This window comes from Pseudomonas sp. IT-196MI5 (assembly GCF_949767415.1).
In the GTDB taxonomy this organism is placed as follows: Bacteria; Pseudomonadota; Gammaproteobacteria; order Pseudomonadales; family Pseudomonadaceae; genus Aquipseudomonas.
In genome coordinates this window covers 45968-68533 of the sequence record NZ_CATKPZ010000007.1, presented here as the reverse complement: position 1 = coordinate 68533, position 22566 = coordinate 45968, and the positions used below count along the sequence as shown (strand labels likewise).

The following is a 22566-nucleotide window of genomic DNA, read 5'->3' as shown; positions in this document are numbered from 1 at the left end:
TTAGTGGGCGACTGCTGCAGCGCCGTGTTCGTCGATCAACGCACCGTTGTGGAAACGGTCGATGGAGAAAGGTGCAGCCAATGGGTGCATTTCACCCTTGGCCAGGCTGGCGGCAAATACGTTGCCCGAGCCAGGTGTGGCCTTGAAGCCACCGGTACCCCAACCGCAGTTGAAGAACATGTTGGGTACCGGTGTTTTCGAAATGATCGGGCACGCATCCGGCGTGGTGTCGACGATGCCGCCCCACTGACGGTTCATGCGCACGCGGGACAACACCGGGAACATCTCGACGATGGCCTGGACGGTGTGTTCGATCACCGGGTAGGAACCGCGCTGACCGTAGCCGTTGTAACCGTCGATACCGGCCCCGATCACCAGGTCGCCCTTGTCGGACTGGCTGATGTAACCGTGTACGGCGTTGGACATGATCACGCTGTCGATAATCGGCTTGATCGGCTCGGACACAAGCGCTTGCAGCGGGTGCGATTCGATCGGCAGACGGAAACCGGCGAGTTTGGCCATGTGCCCGGAGTTACCGGCGGTGACCACACCGACGCGCTTGGCGCCGATGAAGCCCTTGTTGGTTTCAACGCCGATGCACACGCCGTTTTCCTTGCGGAAACCGATCACTTCGGTCTGCTGGATCAGGTCCACGCCGAGGGCGTCTGCGGCACGGGCAAAGCCCCAGGCCACGGCATCGTGACGGGCCACGCCGCCGCGACGCTGGACGGTTGCGCCCATCACCGGGTAGCGAGTGTTCTTGGAGCAGTCGAGGTACGGAATCTCGTCGGCAACCTGTTTGGCATCGAGCAGTTCACCGTCCACGCCATTGAGGCGGTTGGCGCTGACCCGACGCTCGGAATCACGAATGTCCTGCAGGGTGTGGCACAGGTTGTAGACGCCACGCTGGGAGAACATCACGTTGTAGTTCAGGTCCTGGGACAGGCCTTCCCACAGTTTCATCGCGTGTTCGTACAGGTGCGCCGACTCGTCCCACAGGTAGTTTGAGCGAACGATGGTGGTGTTGCGCGCGGTGTTACCGCCGCCCAGCCAGCCTTTCTCGACCACGGCCACGTTGGTGATACCGTGTTCCTTGGCCAGGTAGTAGGCGGTCGCCAGACCATGCCCGCCACCACCGACGATGACCACGTCGTAGACCTTTTTAGGGGTCGGCGTGCGCCACATTTTCTGCCAGTTTTCATGATGGCTGAGAGAGTGTTTGAAGAGGCCGAAGCCCGAGTAGCGTTGCATAGTCATTTACTCCAAAACCGCACTCAGCGATAAACCGGGAAGTCCGCGCACAGGGCTGCCACTTGCTGCGCGACATTGGCCTCTACATCGGCATCGCCGAGGTTGTCGAGGATGTCGCAGATCCAGCCTGCCAGCGTGACGCACTGGGTCACCTTGAAGCCGCGAGTGGTCACCGCCGGGGTGCCGATGCGCAGGCCGGAGGTCACGAACGGCGACTGCGGATCGTTCGGGACAGCGTTCTTGTTCACGGTGATATGGGCGCGACCGAGTGCTGCATCCGCCTCTTTGCCGGTGAGGCCCTGACGGATCAGGCTGACCAGAAACAGGTGGTTGTCGGTGCCGCCGGACACTACATCGTAGCCGCGTTTGATAAATACGCCGGCCATCGCCTGGGCGTTGTCGATCACTTGTTGCTGGTAAACCTTGAAGCCAGGCTCCAGCGCTTCCTTGAAGCACACCGCCTTGCCGGCGATCACGTGCATCAGCGGGCCGCCCTGGGCACCCGGGAAAACTGCCGCGTTGAGCTTCTTCTCGATTTCTTCGTTGGACTTGGCCAGGATCAAGCCGCCACGCGGACCGCGCAGGGTCTTGTGGGTAGTGGTGGTGACCACATCGGCGTAAGGCAGCGGGTTCGGGTACAGACCGGCAGCGACCAGACCGGCCACGTGGGCCATGTCGACGAACAGCAGCGCACCGACCTTGTCGGCGATCTGACGGAAGCGCGGGAAGTCGAGGGTCTTGGAGTAGGCCGAGAAGCCGGCAACGATCATCTTCGGCTTGCACTCGACGGCCAGGCGCTCGACTTCGTCGTAATCGATCAGGCCGGTTTTGGTGTCGATGCCGTACTGCACGGCGTTGTACAGCTTGCCCGAGGACGACACTTTGGCACCGTGGGTCAGGTGACCGCCGTGGGCCAGGCTCATGCCGAGGATGGTGTCGCCGGCTTGCAGCAGGGCCAGGTACACGGCGCTGTTGGCCGAGGAACCGGAGTGTGGCTGGACGTTGGCGTAATCGGCGCCGAACAGCTGCTTGGCGCGTTCGATGGCCAGCGCCTCAACTTTGTCGACGTGCTCGCAGCCACCGTAGTAGCGCTTGCCCGGATAACCTTCGGCGTATTTGTTGGTCAAGCCGCTGCCTTGCGCTTGCATCACGCGCTTGCTGGTGTAGTTCTCCGACGCGATCAGCTCGATGTGATCTTCCTGACGTTGCTCCTCGGCATTCATCGCCGCCAGCAGTGCATCGTCGTAACCCTGGATCTGGTCTTGCTTGCTGAACATCGCGTCTCTCCCAGCGGCGGCGGTGCGCCATTCGTCTCGGTGAGGCACTGGCTTTTCGGCAGTGCCCTTTGATAGCGATGGTATGACTGGCTTGGAGTCGTCAAATGCCTACGGGCGCCACGCAAAGGTGCGTTTACGACATGGGAAGTAATGGCAGGCCAAACACGACCGTCGATCCAGCGCAGATCCCCTGTGGGAGCGAGCTTGCTCGCGATAGCGGTGGATCAGCCACCATCATTGCCGGATGTGGCGCCGCCATCGCGAGCAAGCTCGCTCCCACAAGGTCATGCGATGGCCTGTCGTACTGCGAGCAACAGCAGGAAATGCACGGGATACAGCGCATACGCCCAGCGCCGCATCGGCGGTGGTTTTACGCCCCCGGCATGTCGCAACAAGAACAGCCCGAGCCATGGCGCAATCAGACAAGTGGCGACTGCCGCCATCGCCACGTGATTGCCCAATCGAACAGAGTAATACAGCACCTGCCATTGATTGGCCGCCAGGCACACCATCCCCGGCAACAGTGCGAAATACCAGGGCCGTTGCAGTACCAGCAGCATCGCCAGCGGCAACAGAACACCATAGAAACCGAACATCAAGCGCTGGGAGAAAAACACTGCCAGCAGTACCGCACCGACAGCCAGCAGTCTCGATGCAAGCGCCGGTTGCTGCCATCCACGAACCACCAGCAAGCCCAGGGCAAGGGTGGGCAGCACATTCAAGGTGTCGGGATCGGGAATGAACATTCGGTAAGGAATTTCGCTCACCGCGCTAAACAGCAGCAACCACCCCAGATAGCGCCACTGGCCACCGGTCGTCGCAGTCCGTACGCGCGCCAGATTGGCCGCCATCGCCAGGCAGAACCATGGAAACGCCAGGCGCCCCGGCACATACAGCAAATCGGCGGAATAACCGACATATCGCAGGTGATCGAGCACCATGCTCAAAAGCGCCAGCCACTTGAGCAAATCCAGTGCCCCGTCGCGCTGCTTTAAGTGCATGGCCTTGTGCATGCTCTTGTACATAGTCACGTGCATAATTGCCCTTCGACCGTGTATTTTCCCGACAGCGACATCCTGTGCGCTCCACCTGACGATCTTGGGTACGGTGCGCACCCTCATTGACCACGGGACGCTTCACCATAGGCATCTCGACCACGGAAGCAGGCCATGACCGACAAGAGCCAACAATTCGCCAGCGACAACTATTCCGGTATCTGCCCTGAAGCCTGGGCGGCCATGGAACAGGCCAACCACGGCCACCAGCGCGCATACGGCGACGACGAGTGGACCGCCCGCGCGTCCGACGATTTCCGCAAACTGTTTGCAACCGACTGCGAAGTGTTTTTCGCCTTCAACGGCACCGCCGCCAACTCGCTGGCGCTGTCGTCGCTGTGCCAGAGTTACCACAGCGTGATCTGCTCGGAAACCGCCCACGTCGAAACCGACGAATGTGGCGCCCCGGAATTCTTCTCCAACGGCTCCAAACTGCTGATCGCCCGCACCGAAAACGGCAAATTGACCCCGGAGTCGATCCGCGAGGTCGCGCTCAAGCGCCAGGATATCCACTACCCGAAACCTCGTGTGGTGACCCTGACCCAGGCCACCGAAGTCGGCAGCGTCTATACCCCGGACGAAATCCGCGCCATCAGCGCCACCTGCAAGGAACTGGGCCTGAACCTGCACATGGACGGCGCGCGCTTCTCCAACGCCTGCGCATTCCTCGGCTGTACCCCGGCCGACCTGACCTGGAAGGCCGGCGTCGACGTGTTGTGCTTCGGCGGTACGAAAAACGGCATGGCGGTGGGCGAGGCGATTCTGTTCTTCAACCACAAACTCGCCGAAGACTTCGATTACCGCTGCAAACAGGCCGGGCAACTGGCGTCGAAAATGCGCTTCCTGTCGGCGCCGTGGGTCGGCATCCTGGAAAACGACGCCTGGCTCAAATACGCCAACCACGCCAACCACTGCGCACAATTGCTGGCCGAACTGGTCAGCGACATTCCCGGCGTGGAGCTGATGTTCCCGGTACAGGCCAACGGCGTGTTCCTGCAACTGTCGGAGCCGGCCATCGCCGCACTGACCGCCAAGGGCTGGCGCTTCTACACCTTCATCGGCAACGGCGGCGCACGCTTCATGTGCTCGTGGGACACCGAGCAAGAGCGGGTGCGTGAATTGGCGAAGGACATCCGTGAAGTGATGTCTCACTAAAACTTTGGTTAACCCAGCCCCCTGTAGGAGCGAGCCTGCTCGCGATGAGGCCCGATCATTCACCAGATCTGTTGGATGAAAGACCGCTATCGCGAGCAGGCTCACTCCTACAAAAGCCATCCGCATCCCCTGACAGTCCGCACCTGAAGACATCGTCTACATTGTTTGTCGAGCCGATCCGCTCACATAACAACAATCAGGAGCGTCAGCATGTCATTGCAAGGCAAAACCCTGTTCATCACCGGTGCCAGCCGCGGCATCGGCCGCGAGATTGCGCTGCGGGCCGCACGCGATGGGGCCAACATTGTGATCGCTGCCAAAAGTGCCGAACCCCACGCCAAGCTGCCGGGCACGATTTTCAGCGTGGCCCGGGAAGTGGAAGCCGCAGGCGGCAAGGCTCTGGCCTTGCAGGTGGATGTGCGAGAAGAGGATGTCGTTCGTGAGGCGCTGGCCCAGGCCAACGAACACTTCGGCAGTATCGATGCACTGATCAACAACGCCGGGGCGATCAAGCTGACCGGGGTCCAGCACCTTGAACTCAAGCGCTTTGACCTGATGCATCAGATCAACACCCGCGCCGTCTTGCTGTGCAGCCAGGCCGCCCTGCCCTATCTGAAGAAGTCCGGCGGCCACATTCTCAACCTGTCCCCGCCCCTGAACCTGGCCACCAAGTGGTTTGCCCAGTACAGCCCGTACACCGTGACCAAATACGGCATGAGCATGCTGACCTTGGGCATGAGTGAGGAATTCAGGAATTACGGCATCAGCATCAACTCGCTGTGGCCACAGACGATGATTGCCACCGCTGCCATCGAGTTTCAGCTGGGGTCGAGGGAATCGTTCAAGCATGCGCGCACGCCTGCGATCATGGCGGATGCCGCCCATGTGATTCTGAGCAGCGCAAACCGCAGCTTGACCGGGCGTTTGCTGATTGATGAGGAGATTCTGCGGGAAAGCGGTGTAACGGAGTTCGAGCACTATCGGTTCGCGCCCGACAGCAGCGACAAGTTGATGACGGATCTGTTTATTGACTAAATACCTGTGGGAGCGAGCCTGCTCGCGATGGCGGTGTGTCAGTAACATTGATGTTGACTGACACCCCCTCTTCGCGAGCAGGCTCGCTCCCACAAGGGAACACCACTGCTTTCAGAGATATATTCCTACCCGAATCAATACTCGATACGCACGTCACCCTTCGGCACACTGCAGCACGACAAAATGTACCCTTCGGCTTCGTCTTCCTCGGTGATCCCGCCGTTGTGTTCCATTTCCACTTCGCCGCCCAGCTTCAGCACCTTGCAGGTGCCGCAGATGCCCATGCCGCACGCTTTCGGGATCATCAGGCCGACCTTGGCCGCCGCCGCATGCACGGTCTCGCCCGGAGCCACGCGAATGCTCTTGCCGGACGTTATGAACTCCACCTGGTGCAGATCCGCCTCGTCCACTTCCGCAGCTTCAGCCGCTTGTTCAGCGTGTTCCACAGCGTCGGCGCGGGCTTCTGGCGGAGTGGCGCCGAAGGACTCCTCGTGGTAGCGCGACATGTCGAAGCCAGCGCCTTCCAGCAAGCGCTTGACCGCGTTCATATACGGTGTCGGACCGCAGCAGAACACTTCGCGCTCAAGGAAATCCGGCGCCATCAATTCAAGCATTCTGTGGTTCAGGTAACCGCGATAACCGGCCCATGGCTCACCCATGCCATGTTTCTCGCAGATCAGGTGCAAGCTGAAGTTCTCGATCCGCGACGCCATGTGTTCCAGTTCGCGGTGGTAAATGATGTCCTTGGGCGAGCGGGCGCTGTGGATAAACGTCATGTCGACGTTGCCGTTGGTGTCGTAGAACCAGCGCGCCATGGACATGCAGGGCGTGATGCCGACGCCACCGCTGAGGTAGAGTACTTTCGGCGCAGGGAAGTCCATGGCATTGAACAGTCCGACCGGCCCGTGCACCGCCAGCTCCTGGCCTTCATGCAGAGTGTCGTGCAGCCAGTTGGACACCTTGCCCCCCGGCACGCGCTTGATGGTCACCGAAAAGCTGTACGGCACCGACGGCGAACTGGAAATGGTGTAGGAGCGCATGATCGGCACGCCGTCGATTTCCAGCTCCAGGGTGACGAATTGCCCGGGCTTGAAAAAGAACAGAATCGGCTGGTCGGCCATGAAGCAAAAGGTGCGCACATCCCAGGTTTCCTGGATGACTTTGACGCAACGGACAATGTGTCGGCCATTGGCCCAGGTCTGGGTGGTTACCGGGTTCAGGAAGCTGTTGGACATGCTGATCTCCACGGCCGACTGTCGGCCTTCATATTGGCGATTCTGCGTATAGCGCGAATCACCCATTTACCTATCTGCGACATTGACATGCTTATCGCGACCAGCCCCCAACGACCGGGGCCTGCGCGTCGGGAACAGATTGCACCATGTCGCCCATGGATAAGGTTCCGGGCAGCGCCGGCCCCACACTCGCCTCAACAGATAACTGCTGTTTTTTGTCTTGCGTCGCACAACCGTAGCCACTATTCGCCGGCCACACAGAATGGCCTTGAGGATTAAATGATGGACGTCACCACTACCCTGAGCCTGGGCGATCCGCTGGAACCCGCACGCAAGGCCACCGCGCAGATGCTGCAAGAGCGCGAGCGCACTTTCTCGCTGCCGCAGCCGTTTTACTCCGACGATCGCCTGTTTGATATCGACATGCAGGAAATCTTTCAGAAAGAGTGGTTGATCGCCGGCATGACCTGCGAAATCCCTACCAAGGGCAACTACCTGACCCTGCAGATCGGCAAGAACCCGATCATCGTGATCCGTGGCGCCGAGGGCGTGGTGCACGCGTTCCATAACGTCTGCCGCCACCGTGGCTCACGCCTGTGCACCAGTGACAAGGGCAAGGTCGCCAAGCTGGTCTGCCACTACCACCAGTGGACCTACGAACTCGACGGCCGCCTGCTGTTCGCCGGCACCGAAATGGGCGCCGACTTCGACATGAACCAGTACGGCCTCAAGCCGGTGAACGTGAAGACCGCCGGCGGTTACATCTTCATCAGTCTGTCGGAAAACCCGCCGGCCATCGATGACTTCCTGTCGACGCTGAACCATTACATGGAACCGTACGACATGGAGAACACCAAGGTGGCGATCCAGACCACCTTGTTCGAAAAAGCCAACTGGAAACTGGTGCTGGAAAACAACCGCGAGTGCTACCACTGCAACGCGTCGCACCCGGAACTGTTGAAAACCCTGCTGGAATGGGACGACGTCACCGACCCGCGCGCGGATCAGGCCTTCAAGGACCACGTCGCGGCTTCGGCCGCTGCCTGGGAAGCCGAGAAGATCCCTTACGCCCACGCCAGTTTCGGCCTGCGTAACCGCATCGTGCGCATGCCGCTGCTCAAGGGCACCGTGTCGATGACCCTGGACGGCAAACAGGGCTGCGCCAAGTTGATGGGCCGCATCAAGAACCCGGACCTGGGCTCGATGCGCATCCTGCACCTGCCGCACTCCTGGAACCACTGCATGGGCGACCACATCATCGTGTTCACCGTGTGGCCGATCAGCGCCCAGGAAACCATGGTCACCACCAAGTGGATCGTGCACAAGGACGCGGTCGAAGGCGTGGACTACGACGTGGAGCGCATGCGCCAGGTCTGGGATGCCACCAACGACCAGGACCGTCGCCTGGCCGAAGAGAACCAGCGCGGCATCAACTCCACCGCGTACCAGCCTGGCCCGTACTCCAAGACCTATGAGTTCGGCGTGGTGAACTTCGTGGACTGGTACAGCGAGCGGTTGCTGAACAACCTTGGGGCCGAGCCTGCGCCGTACCTCAAAGGGGTTCCGGTCCAAGGCTAAAAACAAAAGCATCGCGAGCAGGCTCGCTCCCACACTGGATCTATGTGCACTGAAGATCCCTTGTGGGAGCGAGCCTGCTCGCGATGGCGCCCTCAGCATCAACACACTCCTCACGGTAATTCCTCTCCTCATTAGAACTGTACGAAATATGACCTATCTCGTTCAGGCCTATGCCCGCCGCACCTCCCAGCCTTCCGCAAACAAGTTATCCACATCTCCACCCACAGCTATTGGGGACAACTGTGGAAAGATTGTAAAATTCCTCCACAAAAACCAAAGAAAAACCGTGACTTATCCAGAAGCATGCTTCTAATGGCAAGCTGGTCATTTTTTGATCAGAAGCCTAGAAGGCACGGACTGCGCAGCTTTCAGAGGATCGCAAACACCTTATCCACAGAAGCGCCAACAGACTTTGGGGTTAACTTCGAAGTCGCTGTGGAAAACCGCTATGACCCGCAAGAAACCGGTGTTTGCGTGGAATTCTACGGCTCACAATCATCAATTGATCACTTTTTGATCACGCTCATGAAAGCCCCTGTTTATAAGGCCTACAGCCGATAGCAAACATCTTATCCACAGAAGCGCCAACAGAGATTGGGGGCAAGTCTGCATCTCCAGCAGCACTTATCCCCTTGAAAAAGCTTGGAAAAACCACGAGCAAGGCTGGTTGCTTTTTGAGCAACGGCTTGCAGGGCTTTATTTATAAGGGGTGTAGCGAGGGGCGAACATGTTATCCACAGAACCACCAACAGGGATTGTGGGTAAACACCGAAGTTGTTCAAGCTTTATTGAGGCATGAGCGACCTGAATCCAGGTCCAGGTTCAATTCAAAGTCTTTGAAGGCGCGCCATCCGAGCAATATCGACGGGACATATTGTCCCGGTCACTGGCAAAGACCAGGACGCTCCTGAGCTCGCGGGTGCCGACTTTCAGCGACCCGGCCAAGCCCTTTTCGCCATAAAACGTGCTGCAGCGATCAAGCCTGTGAATAACCACATGGCTAATGCAAGGAGCGCCAGAAGAGCGAAAGTCATCATATTCAGGCCAGTCATAAAAACCGGGGTTTATGAGTCAGCGCTGAATATCTGAAAGCGCCCAAAAGTGTACCTCACTCTTGATCAGCGCATTGAAAACTGTAGCTCACCGCCTCGTCGGCGAGGGACGAGAACGAGGGTTCGTGGCGCTGTGGATAACCGTCGTCAGTCGACCCCTCGAGCAAGCTCAAGGCCTGTGCATTAGATAGGCGTCACCGGTGACGCGGATCATGGGATGAGGGGTGACCTGGCAGGTCTTGATGATCCCGAAACCGTGCCGTTCGTAAAAACGCCGGGCGCCAGTGTTGGCGGCGTAGTCGATCAGGCTCAGGCCATTGAGCCCCAGTTGGTCGGCGCGTTCTTGGGCATGGGCGAGAAACTGCACGCCCAACCCCCGGTTGCGCCAGCCTTCATGCAGGGCCAGGCTGGAGATGTACAGGGTATCGGGTACCTCCATGTCGGCGTAAGGCGCCAGTACCGGGTCGGTCGTCGGCACCGCCAGTGGATCGTGGCGCATCACGTAGCTGTGCATCATGCCAATGACCTGACCATCGGCCTCGGCAATCAGGCAGTTCTGGTAGGAGAAATCCACGTCGTCCCGGGCGTATCGAATGGCACCTACATCCAGCAAGTCCTGACCGGGCTCGGCTAACTGACTCCAGATGTAATCCGAAGCGCCCTCTGAGGAAATCTGGAACAGACGCGCAATCGCGCGCGCGTCTGCACGCACTGCCGAACGAAATTCAACTGCCATTGTTTTTTCTCTGCCAGATTTTATCCAGTCCACATGAAGGAGCAGCCTGTGGCAGCGCCTACAAAAAACGTTAGCGGACCACACCTTCCTCAATCAGCAATTTGAGGATGGCCTCAGCCCCGGCTTGCGCCGTAACGCCTTTGAGCACTTGTCCGCCTCCACCACTGGCCTTGGCCGTCGCGGCTTTCATGCGGTCGGCGCCGCTCTTGGCCTTGATCACCTTCAAGCGCTTGGGCCGTGGTTTGGCCGGTTGCAGGGTGGCGACCGCGAGCAGCTCATCGTCAATGACCTCTACGTCCTGTGCTTGCAGCACGCCGCGTCGGGCCGGGCCGTAAGCGCTCTGGCGAGGCTTGGGCGCGGCGTTATCCACCGTTGCCAGAAACGGCAGGCGCACCTTCAGCCGCCGACGTTGACCGCGCGGCAAGGCCTGCAGCACCAGCGCCGAACCGCCGTCGATGAACTCGACCTGCGCCAGCCCCACCACCAGCGGCCAGCCCAGGCTTTCGGCGAGCAGGAACGGCAACATGCCCGAGCCTTCGCCGGTTTCCGCCTGGCTGCCGGTCAACACCACCTGAGCACCGGCATCGCGCAGATACTCGGTCAGCGCCGGTAGCGCATCGGCGCCTTGCGGTTGCTCCAATACATGCAGTTGCTCCAGCCCCATGCCCAGGTAAGCACGCAATGCTGGCTCGGCGATGTCGCCGGCATGCAGCACTTGCAGGTTATCCCCAGCCAGTTGCAGGCCCAGTTCTACCGCCCGCGCATCCTGTTCCGCGCGACGCGGCCGACCGGACGTCGGGTGGGCGCCGATGGACACCAGGCTGATGATTTTCGTGCTCATAACCCTTTCCTTCCCTTAAGCCGCATCGCGCTTGGCGTCGTTGCGATAAGCCTCTACCGCCTCGATCAAGGCTTGAAGAATCTCCGCGCTCTCACCGATCACCGAGAGGTCGGCACGCTTGATCATGTCGCAGCCAGGGTCGAGGTTGATCGCCACCACCTTGTCGCAGGCACCGATGCCTTGCAGGTGCTGGATCGCCCCGGAAATCCCCACTGCCACATAGACCCGTGCAGTGACCCAGGTGCCGGACGCGCCGACCTGACGGTCGCGGGCCATGAAGCCGTCGTCCACCGCCACCCGCGAGGCGCCTTCGGTCGCGCCGAGGGCTTCGGCGGTCCTGTGGAAAAGTCCCCAGTCCTTGACCCCGTTGCCGCCAGAGAAGATGAACTCCGCTTCGGCCATCGGAATCGCCGCCGGGTCCACCGCCACCGCACCCAAGTCCTCGATGCGCGAGAGACTGCGGGCGACGGTTGTGGATAACTCCACCGGCAAGGCTTCGTGACGGGTTTCGCTGACCGGTTCGGCGCATTCGACAGCCGCCAGAATCAACCGCGCAAGAGGCCGCGCCAGGTCTTGCAAACCGGCACCGGCACGGCCGATGCATTCCTGATCCTTGACCTGCCAGACCCGCGTGGCCGGGCGTTCGCCCAGGGCGGCGGCAAAGCGCCGACCCAGTTCACCGCCACCGGTGCGACTGTCCGGCAGCAACCAGTGACGCGGGCTGAACTGGTTATCCACAGCCCGCAGGCCCTGGACCCGTTGCTCTGGCGCATAACCGCTGAATTCTTCACCGTCCAGCACCAGCAGGCGGTCGACACCCGCCGTGGCGAAAGCGTTTTCCTTGTGCTCGCCGAACACCACGGCCAGCACCGCACCGTCCTTGCCGGCCAGTTGATGGGCCAGGCCCAGCAGGTCGCGGTCGTGACTGCTCAAGCGACCACCGACCATGTCCGGCACCACGCTGATGTAAAACGCCGGCGCGGCCACCTGATGCAATGGCAACTGCACTTCAACAGCGGCAGAACGTTTAGTCGCCCCACCCTGCTGGGCGCCGCTACGGTCGATACGCTTGATGCCGTTGGGACCGATAAAGCCAATGCCGTGGGGATTCTTGCGGATGACGCCATTCGGCCCCATCCAGCTGTGTTGCGCCGGTTGCATGGCCGCGTGTAGCGGATGCAGGCGGTTGCGGGCGATCCATTCGGCCCGCGGGTCGCGGCGGATAATGTCGCTCATCAGTGCACCTCCGCAGGTTCACGTTTGGCCGGCGCGGCCGGCTTTGCCGCGTCGTCTTCCAGCAGCGCGTCGGCCACCAGCTCGGCAATGTCCTTGATCAGCGGACGGGGTTCGACCACGCCTTCGAGCATCGCCGTGCATTGTGGGCAACCCACGGCCACCAGTTCGGCGCCGGTTTCGCGGATGTCTTCCATGCGCATGTCAGGAATACGTTGCTTGCCGGGAATGTCGGTGATCGGCGCACCGCCACCGCCGCCGCAGCAGCGCGAACGGAAGCCTGAACGTTGCATCTCTTTCACTTCGATCCCGAGGGCGCGCAACACCTGACGCGGCGCCTCGTACTCACCGTTGTAGCGGCCGAGGTAGCACGGGTCGTGATAGGTCACGCTGTCGCCTTTGTGCTGACCGAGATTGAGCGCGCCAGCATCGATGATTTCCGCCATGTAGGTGCTGTGGTGCTGCACCAGGTAGTTGCCATCGAAAGCGCCGTACTCATTTTTCAGCACGTGGAAGCTGTGCGGATCGCAGGTAACGATGCGGTTGAAACTGTATTTGGCCAGTGTCTGGATGTTGCGCTTGGCCAACAGCTGGAAGGTCGCTTCGTCGCCCAGGCGCCGGGCCACGTCACCGCTGTCGCGTTCTTCGAGGCCGAGCACGGCGAAGTCGATTTTCGCCGCCTTGAGCACTTTGACGAACGCGCGCAGGGTGCGCTGGTTGCGCATGTCGAAGGCGCCGTCGCCGACCCAGAACAGCACGTCGGTGGATTTCTTTTCGCTGAGCAGATTGAGGTTCAAATCCGCCGCCCAGTTCATCCGCCCGCCCGGCGCGAAACCGCCCGGGTTGTCAGTGGCGATCAGGTTTTCCAGGACTTCGGCACCCTTGTTCGGGGTTGCGCCTTTTTCCAGGGTCAGATGGCGACGCATGTCGACGATGGCATCGACGTGCTCGATCATCATCGGGCATTCCTCGACACAGGCACGGCAGGTGGTGCACGACCACAGGGTTTCGGCGTCCACCAGACCGTTGACGATCGGTTGATGCGGATTGCCCGCGTGCTCACCGATGGCCTTGCCCGGATACGGACTGCCGGCGAACTTGGCATCGGTGCCGCCGGCCAGGCCGACGACCATGTCCTGAATCAGTTTTTTCGGGTTCAATGGCTGGCCGGCGGCGAACGCCGGGCACGCGGCTTCGCATTTACCGCACTGCACGCAGGCGTCGAAGCCGAGCAATTGGTTCCAGGTGAAATCCTTGGGTTTTTCCACGCCCAGTGGCGCGCTCGGGTCGTTCAGATCCAGCGGTTTCAAACCCGTGGAACGACCACCGCCAAAGCGCTCGGCGCGACGGTGCCAGGCCAGGTGCAAGGCACCGGCGAAGGCGTGCTTCATCGGCCCGCCCCAGGTCATGCCGAAGAACAGTTCCGACACGCCCCACAGCACGCCAACGCCGAGAACTGCTGCCAACAGCCAGCCACCGAAGTTTTCCGGGAGGATGCCCGCCACCGGCAGGGTCAACAGGAAGAACGAGGCCGAGAACGCCAGCAGGCTTTTCGGCAGACGCATCCACGGGCCTTTCGACAGGCGCGATGGAGGGTTGCGCCGGCGCAGGTAAACAAAGATCGCACCGACGAACATCACAGCCGTCATCAGCAGCAACGCATAGCCGAGGAAACGGTTATGCAGGCCGAAACCGTGCACCAGAATCGCCAGCACGATGGACGCCACCGCACCGCCAGCCGTGGCGACGTGGGTGTTGGCAATGTATTTGTCCCGCGCTACCACATGGTGCAAGTCGACCATGTAACGCTTGGGCATGGCGAACAGGCCGCCGATCAGGTCGACTTTCGAAGCCCGGCCCCGGCGCCACATATTCACCCGCCGCAAAGCACCGAGGACGCCAAGGCCCAGGGCAGCGAACAGCAGGATTGGAAGAAGGGTGTTCAACATAGGTGAAGCTCCCAAAGACCGCAGGGTCTTGCAGGCCAAACTACCTGGATGCCTTGCCCGATTCCTTGTAGGAGCGAGCTTGCTCGCGAAAAACCTGAGAACGTCGCGTTAAATCAGACTCCCCGCGTCATCGTTCACGTCCATCGCGAGCAAGCTCGCTCCTACAAGGGTTATCCACAAGCTCTTAGAAATCCTTGCACAACCGCAGCGCGTCGTAGATCGCGGCATGCACGTTGCGCTGTGCCACGCAGTCACCGATGCGGAACAGCAGGTAGCCGTCGCCGCTCTGCTCCAGGCAAGGTTGCGGCTTGATCGCGAACAAGGCTTCGACGTCGATCTGGCCTTTGTTGCGCGAGCCTTCCTTCAAGGCGTAGTAGATTTCCTCGTCCGGGCGCACACCGTTTTCGATGACCACCTGGTCCACCACCCGCTCCTCTTTGGCACCGGTGTATTCGTTTTCCAGCACTGCCACCAGCTTGTCGCCTTCGCGGTAGACCTTCTCCAGCATCATGTCGCCGGTCATGATCACTTCTTTCGGGTACATGCTGCGGTAGTACGTCGGGAACGACGTGCCGCCAATCGCTACGCCCGGCTTGATGTCGTCGGTGACGATTTCGACCTGGCTGCCCTTGTCCGCAATGAAGTCCGCGGTAGACATGCCGGTGAACTCGCAAATGGTGTCGTAAACCAGCACGTTCTTGCCTGGCGCCACCTTGCCGTCGAGCACATCCCAGCTGCTGACCACCAGGCCTTCAGCCGCACCCCAGTGTTCGTTCTGCTCGATGAACGGATGTCCACCGACGGCCAGCACCACCACGTCTGGACGCAGGTCCATGATGGTCGGCGCATCCGCCGCAGTGCCCAGGCGCAGATCGACTTTCAACCGAGCCAGTTCCAGCTGGTACCAGCGGGTGATACCGGCGATCTGGTCCCGTTGCGGTGCTTTCGAAGCGGTGGTGATTTGGCCGCCGATGAATTCTTTCTTCTCGAACAGGGTCACGTTGTGGCCACGTTCGGCGGCGACGCGAGCGGCTTCCATCCCCGCAGGGCCGGCACCAACGACCACCACTTTGCGTTTCACGCCGGTGGTTTTCTCGATGATGTGTGGCACGCCCATGTATTCACGGGAAGTTGCGGCGTTCTGGATGCACAACACATCCAGGCCCTGGTATTGACGGTCGATGCAGTAGTTGGCGCCGACGCACTGCTTGATCTGGTCGATCTGGCCCATCTTGATCTTGGCGATCAGGTGCGGATCGGCGATGTGCGCGCGGGTCATGCCGACCATGTCGACGTAGCCGCCCTCCAGAATGCGCGTGGCCTGGTTCGGGTCCTTGATGTTCTGCGCGTGCAGCACCGGAACCTTGACCACTTCCTTGATCCCGGCCGCCAGGTGCAGGAACGGCTCGGGCGGGTAACTCATGTTCGGAATCACGTTGGCCAGGGTGTTGTGAGTGTCGCAACCCGAGCCGACGACGCCGATGAAATCGAGCATGCCGGTGTCGTCGTAATACTTGGCGATCTGCTTCATGTCTTCGTGGGACAGACCGTCCGGGTGGAACTCATCACCGCAGATGCGCATGCCCACGCAGAAGTCGTCACCGACCTCGGCGCGCACGGCTTTCAAGACTTCCAGGCCGAATTTCATGCGGCCTTCGAAGGTACCGCCCCATTCGTCGGTACGCTTGTTGACGCGCGGGCTCCAGAACTGGTCGATCATGTGCTGGTGCACGGCCGACAATTCCACGCCGTCCAGGCCACCGGCCTTGGCACGACGCGCAGCCTGCGCATAGTTGCCGATCACCCGCCAGATTTCTTCCGGCTCGATGGTCTTGCAAGTGGCACGGTGCACCGGCTCACGCACGCCCGACGGCGACATCAACGTTGGCCAGTTAAAGCCGTCCCAACGCGAGCGACGACCCATGTGGGTAATCTGGATCATGATCTTGGCGCCGTGCTTGTGCATGGCATCGGCCAGATTCTGGAAGTGCGGAATGATGCGGTCGGTGGACAGGTTCACCGAGCTCCACCACTCCTGCGGGCTGTCGATCGCCACGACAGACGAGCCGCCACAAATCGCCAGGCCGATCCCGCCCTTGGCTTTCTCTTCGTAATACTTGACGTACCGGTCGGTGGTCATGCCGCCGTCGGTGGCATAAACCTCGGCGTGCGCGGTGCTGAGCACGCGGTTGCGGATGGTCAGTTTGCCAATTTGAATTGGCTGGAACATTGCTTCGAAAGCCATGGCGGGTTCCTCGACTTACAACGGCTTGACGGTGAACAAACCGTCTTCGTGGCCCTCTTCGGAGCCACCGTAGACTTGCTCGGCCACGGTGCGGATCTTGCTGCCGCGAGCGGCCAGGATCTGGTCCATCGCCCCTGCAAACCAGCCAGTGAACATGTAGTCGACCTTGCGCCCGACCTTGCCGTACACGTAAACGAACGCCGAGTGTTCGAGCTTGACGCTGGCGGTGCCTTTGTCGAGGTCGATGTCCTGGGTCTTGAACAGACCCCAGCCGCGCTGCGACAGGCGCTTCATGTAGTGTTCGAACACCGCGACGCCTTTCAGGCCGTGGCATTCGGCTTCTTTTTCACACCAGTGCCAAGCGGACTTGTAGCCGGCCTTGTAGAGGATTTCGGCATAAGCGTCAGCGCCCAGCACTTCCTCGATGCCCATGTGGTTGTTGACGAAGAAATGCCGTGGCACATACAGCATCGGCAGGGCGTCGGAGGTCCAGACACCGGTTTCGCTGTCGACTTCGATTGGCAATTGCGGGGCGATTTTGGCCATGAAAACTTGACTCCAGAAAATTCGTTGTGTTGCCCGCTGCACGGATGGCAGCGGGAAAGGATTCAGAGATGCGGCGGCTTATTCGCCCCAAACGTCCTTGAGAACATTCACCCAGTTCTCACCCATGATCTTGCGCACCACGCGCTCGGAGTGGCCGCGCTTGAGCAGGGTCTCGGTCAGGTTCGGGAACTCGCCCACGGTGCGAATGCCCAGCGGGTTGATGATCTTGCCGAAGCTGGTCAGGCGGCGGGCGTAGCCCTTGTCGTGGGTCAGGTATTCGAAAAAGTCCTGGCCATGCCCCTGGGTGAAGTCGGTGCCGATGCCGATGGCGTCTTCGCCAACCAGGTTCATGGTGTATTCGATCGCTTCGGCATAGTCGTCGATGGTCGAATCGATGCCCTTGGCCAGGAACGGCGCGAACATGGTCACCCCGACGAAACCGCCGTGGTCGGCAATGAACTTCAGTTCTTCATCGGACTTGTTGCGCGGGTGCTCCTTGAGCCCCGACGGCAGGCAGTGGGAGTAGCAGACCGGCTTTTTCGATTCGAGGATGACTTCTTCGGAAGTCTTGGAGCCAACGTGAGACAGGTCACACATTACGCCGACCCGGTTCATCTCGGCGACGATTTCACGACCGAAGCCCGACAGGCCGCCGTCACGCTCGTAGCAACCGGTACCGACCAGGTTCTGGGTGTTGTAGCACATCTGCACAATACCGACGCCGAGCTGCTTGAAGACCTCGACGTAGCCGATCTGGTCTTCAAACGCGTGAGCATTCTGGAAGCCAAAGAGGATGCCGGTCTTGCCCTGTTCCTTGGCCTTGCGGATATCGTCGGTGGTGCGCACCGGAATCACCAGGTCGCTGTTCTCGCGGATCAGCTTCTGGCTCGCAGCGATGTTGTTGACGGTGGCCTGAAAGCCCTCCCACACCGACACTGTACAGTTGGCCGCGGTCAAACCGCCCTTGCGCATGTCTTCGAACAGTTCACGGTTCCACTTGGCAATAATCAGCCCGTCGATAACGATGCTGTCGGCGTGCAATTCGGCTGGGCTCATCAGGCTGTCCCCTTGTTAGCGATTCATGCGCCGAATCGTCTGCCGGCGCTTTGGAGCCAGCATATGCCTCGGTGCCTAAGCAGCCGGGTGCAAAAACGACAGGGGAATTGCCGAAAGCGTCAATCCGCGACAAAGGGTCGCCGCCAGGCACTATCACCGACCTGTTCAAGGCCCTCGGCTTGGGCCAGAATTCGCCGCATCACTGGAATAGAGCGGCGACCTGAATGAAATCCATCCTTCTGGCTTTGGCACTGATTGCGACCGGCGTACACGCAGCCGAGGTGTCCGACGACAACCCGTGCGACAAAGTCGAAAACGACGTCCAGACCCTCGAGTGCTCGGCCTTCAGCAAAACCACCGCCGAAGACCTGCTCAAGGAAAACCTCCAGGGCCTGAACGACCGCATGCAGGCGCAGTACGGCAAAAACCCGTCGCAACTGGCCGACATCACCGCCAAGATCAAAGCCGCCCAACAGCAATGGCTGAAGACCCGCGACGCAGACTGCGCCGTCGAAGCCTTCCCGACTACCAGTGGCAGCAAGGCGTTCACCATTGCCCAGAACGATTGCATCGCACGGATGAGCGACGAGCGGTCGGAGTTTTTGGAGTCGATCGGGCAGGAGTAATCCGTTACCCAGCCAGCTTGAACTGTAAGCTGCACACCCTCTGTCACTAATGAGATTGAACATGAAAGTCTGCGGCATCGAAATCAAAGGCAGCGAAGCGATCATCGCCGTGGCCACCCTGGACGGTCAGGCGCTGGGCCATGTCGCGCTCGCCACCAAGAAAATTGCCCTGGACGATGACGATGATGCCGCCAACGTCAAAGTGTTCGCCGCTCAGGTCGCCTCGTTTGTCCGTGAGAACTCCATCGACCGCATCGCGATCAAGAAGCGCAGCAAGAAAGGCGAGTTCGCTGGCGGGCCGACCACGTTCAAGATCGAGGGGGTTTTCCAGTTGCTGGAAAATTGCGAGGTAGCCCTGCTGTCGCCGCAGACCATCAATGCCCAGGCCAAGAAGCACAGCTTCGAACTGCCGGGGACGCTGAACAAGTATCAGCATGAGGCGTACAAGGCAGCTTGCTCGGCGTTGGTGAAAAAGTAACCGATCAAACATGTGGGAGCGGGCTTGCTCGCGAAGGCGGTGTGTCAGTCAACATCAATGTTGAACTGACGGGCTTCTTCGCGAGCAAGCCCGCTCCCACATTGGTTTTGTGTTGGGTCAGGCTTTGGCGGTCCGGCGATCCTCCCGCGGGCACCGCTCATATTTCGCCCGATAACTGCGGGTGAAATACGACGGCGATTCAAACCCGCAGGCAATGCTCACTTCCAGCACACTCATGTCGGTCTGACGGAGCAACTGCCGGGCTTTTTCCAACCGTAACCGCAAGTAGAAATTGCTCGGCGTGTCGTTCAGGTGCAACCGAAAAAGGCGCTCCAGCTGCCGTCGTGTCACCTTGATCGATTCCGCCAGTTCCAGCGTGCTCAGCGGCGGTTCGCTGTGCTGCTCCATCTCGCCAATCACATGCACCAGCTTCTTGTTGCTGATGCCGTAGCGCGTGGCGACTTTCATGCGCTGGTGGTCTTTGCGCGGGCGGATACGGCCGAGCACGAATTGTTCGCTGACCTGGATCGCCAGGCCGGGACCGTGGGCCTGGGCGATCAGATCCAGCATCAAATCGATGGAAGCCGTGCCACCAGCGGAGGTGATGCGCCGACGGTCGATCTCGAACAGTTCCTGGGTGACGCTGAGCTGTGGATAAGACTCCTTGAACGCGTCGATAGCTTCCCAGTGCAGGGTCAGGCGATGGCCGTCGAGCAGGCCGGCTTCGGCGAGGATGAAGCTGCCGGTGTCGATGGCGCCGAGGGTCACGCCTTCGTTGTCCAGGCGGCGCAGCCAGTGTTCCAGCGCCGGGGTGGTGAACTTCAAGGGTTCGAAACCGGCGACCACCAACAGTGTCGCGCCTTTCTTCAGCGGCTCCAGCGCCGCATCGGCGTTGACCGACATGCCGTTGCTCGCCAGCACCGCCCCGCCATCCGCGCTCAGCACATGCCAGCGATAGAGCTCGCCGCGAAAGCGATTGGCGACCCGCAACGGCTCGATGGCCGAGATAAATCCGATGGCCGAGAAGCCCGGCATCAACAAGAAATAGAAATCCTGGGACATGGGACGCACTCGATTGGCAAGTAGCGAGACGGCGGGGAGCGTGAGGAAGTTGATACGCCACTTGCAAGCGGCATTCAAGAGCACAGGTCGCTGCAGTGCAAGAGCTGGTCGCCGCAGTGCGCTTTCACGGCCGCTTAGCTGCGTAACTTGGCATCACCGGCGCATCAGACACCGGAACTCACAATAAACGAACTGCCGAGGAACCTGAGAATGAAACGACTGATCAGCAGCTGTGTTCTAGCACTCAGTGGTACCGCTTTACTGAGCGCCAGTGTCATGGCCGCCGAACCCGCCGCGTGTCAGAACGTGCGCATGGGTGTAGTGAACTGGACCGACGTGATCGCCACCAGTGCCATGACCCAGGTATTGCTCGATGGCCTCGGCTACAACACCAAACAAACCAGCGCCTCCCAGCAAATCATCTTCGCCGGGATCCGCGACCAGCGTCTGGACCTGTTCCTCGGCTACTGGAACCCGCTGATGACCCAGACCATCACCCCGTTCATCGACGCCAAACAGGTCAAGGTGCTTGAAGCCCCAAGCCTGCAGGACGCCCGCGCGACCCTCGCCGTGCCGACCTACCTCGCGGACAAGGGCCTGAAAACCTTCGCTGACATCGCCAAGTTCGAAAAAGAACTGGGCGGCAAGATCTACGGGATCGAGCCTGGCTCGGGCGCCAACACCCAGATCAAGGCGATGATTTCCAAGAACCAGTTCGGCCTCGGCAAGTTCCAGCTGGTCGAGTCCAGCGAAGCCGGCATGCTCGCCGCCGTGGATCGCGCCGTACGTCGCAACGAAGCCGTGGTGTTCTTCGGCTGGGCGCCGCACCCGATGAACGTCAACGTGAAAATGACCTACCTCACCGGCAGTGAAAACGCCCTTGGGCCGGACGAAGGCAAGGCCACCGTGTGGACCGTCACCGCGCCGACATACGCCGAACAATGCCCGAACATCGGTCGCCTGCTGAGCAACCTGACCTTCACCGCCGAAGACGAGAGCCGGATGATGCAGCCGCTGCTGGATCACAAGGACGCTTTCGAGTCGGCCAAGCAATGGCTCAAGGATCACCCGCAGGACAAAAAACGCTGGCTTGAAGGTGTCACCACCTTCGATGGCAAACCGGCCGCTGAAAACCTGCAACTGACCAGTAAATAAACCCGATAGAACCACCGACTCGCAGCCCCGACGGGCTGCGAACGGGACCACCACGCCTGGCCAAAACCAAAAACTCGCCTGTAAGGAACCGCCTCATGAACCACGACGTCATCATCACCTGCGCACTCACCGGTGCTGGCGACACGACCGGCAAGAGCCCACACGTGCCGGTCACCCCGAAACAAATCGCCGCTGCCGCCGTGGAAGCCGCCAAGGCCGGCGCCACCGTGGTTCACTGCCATGTGCGCGACCCGCAAACCGGCAAGTTCAGCCGTGACGTGGCGCTGTACCGCGAAGTGATGGAGCGCATCCGCGAGGCGGACGTGGACATCATCGTCAACCTCACTGCCGGCATGGGCGGCGACCTGGAAATCGGCGGCGGCGAGAACCCGATGGAATTCGGCCCGAACACCGATCTGGTCGGCCCGCTGACCCGCCTGGCCCACGTCGAAGAGCTGCTGCCGGAAATCTGCACCCTCGATTGCGGCACCCTGAACTTCGGCGACGGTGACACCATTTATGTCTCCACCCCGGCGCAACTGCGCGCTGGCGCCAAACGCATCCAGGAGCTGGGCGTTAAAGCCGAGCTGGAAATCTTCGACACCGGTCATCTGTGGTTCGCCAAGCAGATGATCAAGGAAGGCCTGCTCGACAACCCGTTGTTTCAGCTATGCCTGGGCATCCCTTGGGGCGCGCCGGCGGACACCACCACCATGAAGGCCATGGTCGACAACCTGCCGGCCGACGCGGTCTGGGCCGGCTTCGGTATCGGTCGCATGCAGATGCCGATGGCGGCGCAAGCGGTGTTACTCGGCGGCAACGTACGGGTCGGGCTGGAAGACAACCTGTGGCTGGACAAGGGCGTGTTGGCGACCAACGGCCAACTGGTCGAGCGCGCCGGCGAAATCCTCAGCCGCCTCGGTGCCCGCGTCCTGACCCCGGCGGAAGGCCGGGCAAAAATGGGCCTGACCAAGCGCGGTTAACCCCACACACTTTTCCCC

The 22566-nt window shown here is 60.6% G+C and carries 19 protein-coding genes; 7 read left to right on the top strand and 12 right to left on the bottom strand.

Features of this window, described 5'->3' with window-relative positions:
* From ACM6IK_RS05055 to ACM6IK_RS05045, 3 genes are all read right to left on the bottom strand, one after another.
* Nucleotides 1-1251, bottom strand: a complete 1251-nt coding sequence (locus ACM6IK_RS05055) for a sarcosine oxidase subunit beta (protein WP_038981138.1) — start codon at nt 1249-1251, stop codon at nt 1-3.
* 23 nt (nt 1252-1274) lie between these two features.
* Complete coding sequence (gene glyA, locus ACM6IK_RS05050) at nt 1275-2528, bottom strand: serine hydroxymethyltransferase (RefSeq protein ID WP_414873412.1); 1254 nt, start codon at nt 2526-2528, stop codon at nt 1275-1277.
* Between the two features lie 284 nt (nt 2529-2812).
* Nucleotides 2813-3565, bottom strand: a complete 753-nt coding sequence (locus ACM6IK_RS05045) for a TraX family protein (protein ID WP_414873411.1) — start codon at nt 3563-3565, stop codon at nt 2813-2815.
* A gap of 132 nt (nt 3566-3697) precedes the next feature.
* Here ACM6IK_RS05045 and ACM6IK_RS05040 point away from each other — a divergent pair, with 132 nt between their 5' ends.
* Nucleotides 3698-4738: a low specificity L-threonine aldolase gene (locus tag ACM6IK_RS05040; protein WP_414873410.1), complete on the top strand. Its 1041-nt coding sequence runs from the start codon at nt 3698-3700 to the stop codon at nt 4736-4738.
* Nucleotides 4739-4948: 210 nt separating this feature from the next.
* Nucleotides 4949-5773: an SDR family oxidoreductase gene (locus ACM6IK_RS05035; protein ID WP_414873409.1), complete on the top strand. Its 825-nt coding sequence runs from the start codon at nt 4949-4951 to the stop codon at nt 5771-5773.
* A gap of 134 nt (nt 5774-5907) precedes the next feature.
* Here the strand turns inward: ACM6IK_RS05035 and gbcB are convergent, their stop codons facing one another.
* Nucleotides 5908-7008: a glycine-betaine demethylase subunit GbcB gene (gene gbcB, locus ACM6IK_RS05030; protein WP_414873408.1), complete on the bottom strand. Its 1101-nt coding sequence runs from the start codon at nt 7006-7008 to the stop codon at nt 5908-5910.
* A 282-nt stretch (nt 7009-7290) separates the two neighbouring features.
* Between gbcB and gbcA the strand changes: the two genes are divergently transcribed.
* Nucleotides 7291-8586, top strand: coding sequence for a glycine-betaine demethylase subunit GbcA (gene gbcA / locus ACM6IK_RS05025; RefSeq protein ID WP_414873407.1), 1296 nt, complete (start codon nt 7291-7293; stop codon nt 8584-8586).
* Between the two features lie 1221 nt (nt 8587-9807).
* On the opposite strand, the gene ACM6IK_RS05020 is transcribed toward gbcA, so the two are convergent.
* The 7 genes from ACM6IK_RS05020 to ACM6IK_RS04990 all read right to left on the bottom strand — a co-directional run bounded on the left by ACM6IK_RS05020 (nt 9808) and on the right by ACM6IK_RS04990 (nt 18244).
* On the bottom strand, nt 9808-10374 hold the full coding sequence (locus ACM6IK_RS05020) for a GNAT family N-acetyltransferase (protein WP_414873406.1): 567 nt from the start codon (nt 10372-10374) through the stop codon (nt 9808-9810).
* 70 nt (nt 10375-10444) lie between these two features.
* Nucleotides 10445-11215, bottom strand: coding sequence for an electron transfer flavoprotein subunit beta (locus ACM6IK_RS05015; RefSeq protein WP_414873405.1), 771 nt, complete (start codon nt 11213-11215; stop codon nt 10445-10447).
* 15 nt (nt 11216-11230) lie between these two features.
* Nucleotides 11231-12451 (bottom strand): electron transfer flavoprotein subunit alpha/FixB family protein, encoded by a 1221-nt coding sequence (locus ACM6IK_RS05010; RefSeq protein WP_414873404.1) that lies wholly within the window; start codon nt 12449-12451, stop codon nt 11231-11233.
* On the bottom strand, nt 12451-14397 hold the full coding sequence (gene dgcB / locus ACM6IK_RS05005) for a dimethylglycine demethylation protein DgcB (protein WP_414873403.1): 1947 nt from the start codon (nt 14395-14397) through the stop codon (nt 12451-12453). Before dgcB ends, ACM6IK_RS05010 begins: the two co-directional genes overlap by 1 nt.
* Before the next feature lie 184 nt (nt 14398-14581).
* The gene (gene dgcA, locus ACM6IK_RS05000) at nt 14582-16642 is read right to left on the bottom strand and encodes a dimethylglycine demethylation protein DgcA (protein ID WP_414873402.1); all 2061 of its coding nucleotides are present in this window, start codon (nt 16640-16642) and stop codon (nt 14582-14584) included.
* Nucleotides 16643-16657: 15 nt separating this feature from the next.
* Nucleotides 16658-17188, bottom strand: a complete 531-nt coding sequence (locus ACM6IK_RS04995) for a DUF5943 domain-containing protein (protein ID WP_414873401.1) — start codon at nt 17186-17188, stop codon at nt 16658-16660.
* A gap of 78 nt (nt 17189-17266) precedes the next feature.
* Entirely contained in the window at nt 17267-18244 is a 978-nt protein-coding gene (locus ACM6IK_RS04990) for a dipeptidase (RefSeq protein ID WP_223546979.1), read from the bottom strand.
* A 224-nt stretch (nt 18245-18468) separates the two neighbouring features.
* On the opposite strand from ACM6IK_RS04990, the gene ACM6IK_RS04985 reads away from it, so the two are divergent.
* Both ACM6IK_RS04985 and ACM6IK_RS04980 read left to right on the top strand, forming a co-directional pair.
* Nucleotides 18469-18870 carry a lysozyme inhibitor LprI family protein gene (locus ACM6IK_RS04985; protein ID WP_414873400.1) on the top strand — a complete coding sequence of 134 codons (402 nt, stop codon included), beginning with the start codon at nt 18469-18471 and terminating at the stop codon, nt 18868-18870.
* A 61-nt stretch (nt 18871-18931) separates the two neighbouring features.
* A complete protein-coding gene (locus ACM6IK_RS04980) occupies nt 18932-19348 on the top strand; it encodes a DUF3010 family protein (protein ID WP_414873399.1) in 417 nt (138 codons plus the stop codon).
* 117 nt (nt 19349-19465) lie between these two features.
* Here the strand turns inward: ACM6IK_RS04980 and ACM6IK_RS04975 are convergent, their stop codons facing one another.
* Entirely contained in the window at nt 19466-20410 is a 945-nt protein-coding gene (locus ACM6IK_RS04975; protein ID WP_414873398.1) for a GlxA family transcriptional regulator, read from the bottom strand.
* A gap of 210 nt (nt 20411-20620) precedes the next feature.
* Here ACM6IK_RS04975 and ACM6IK_RS04970 point away from each other — a divergent pair, with 210 nt between their 5' ends.
* Nucleotides 20621-21565: a choline ABC transporter substrate-binding protein gene (locus ACM6IK_RS04970; RefSeq protein WP_414873397.1), complete on the top strand. Its 945-nt coding sequence runs from the start codon at nt 20621-20623 to the stop codon at nt 21563-21565.
* A gap of 95 nt (nt 21566-21660) precedes the next feature.
* A complete protein-coding gene (locus ACM6IK_RS04965; protein WP_414873396.1) occupies nt 21661-22548 on the top strand; it encodes a 3-keto-5-aminohexanoate cleavage protein in 888 nt (295 codons plus the stop codon).
* The last annotated feature ends 18 nt before the right edge of the window (nt 22549-22566 follow it).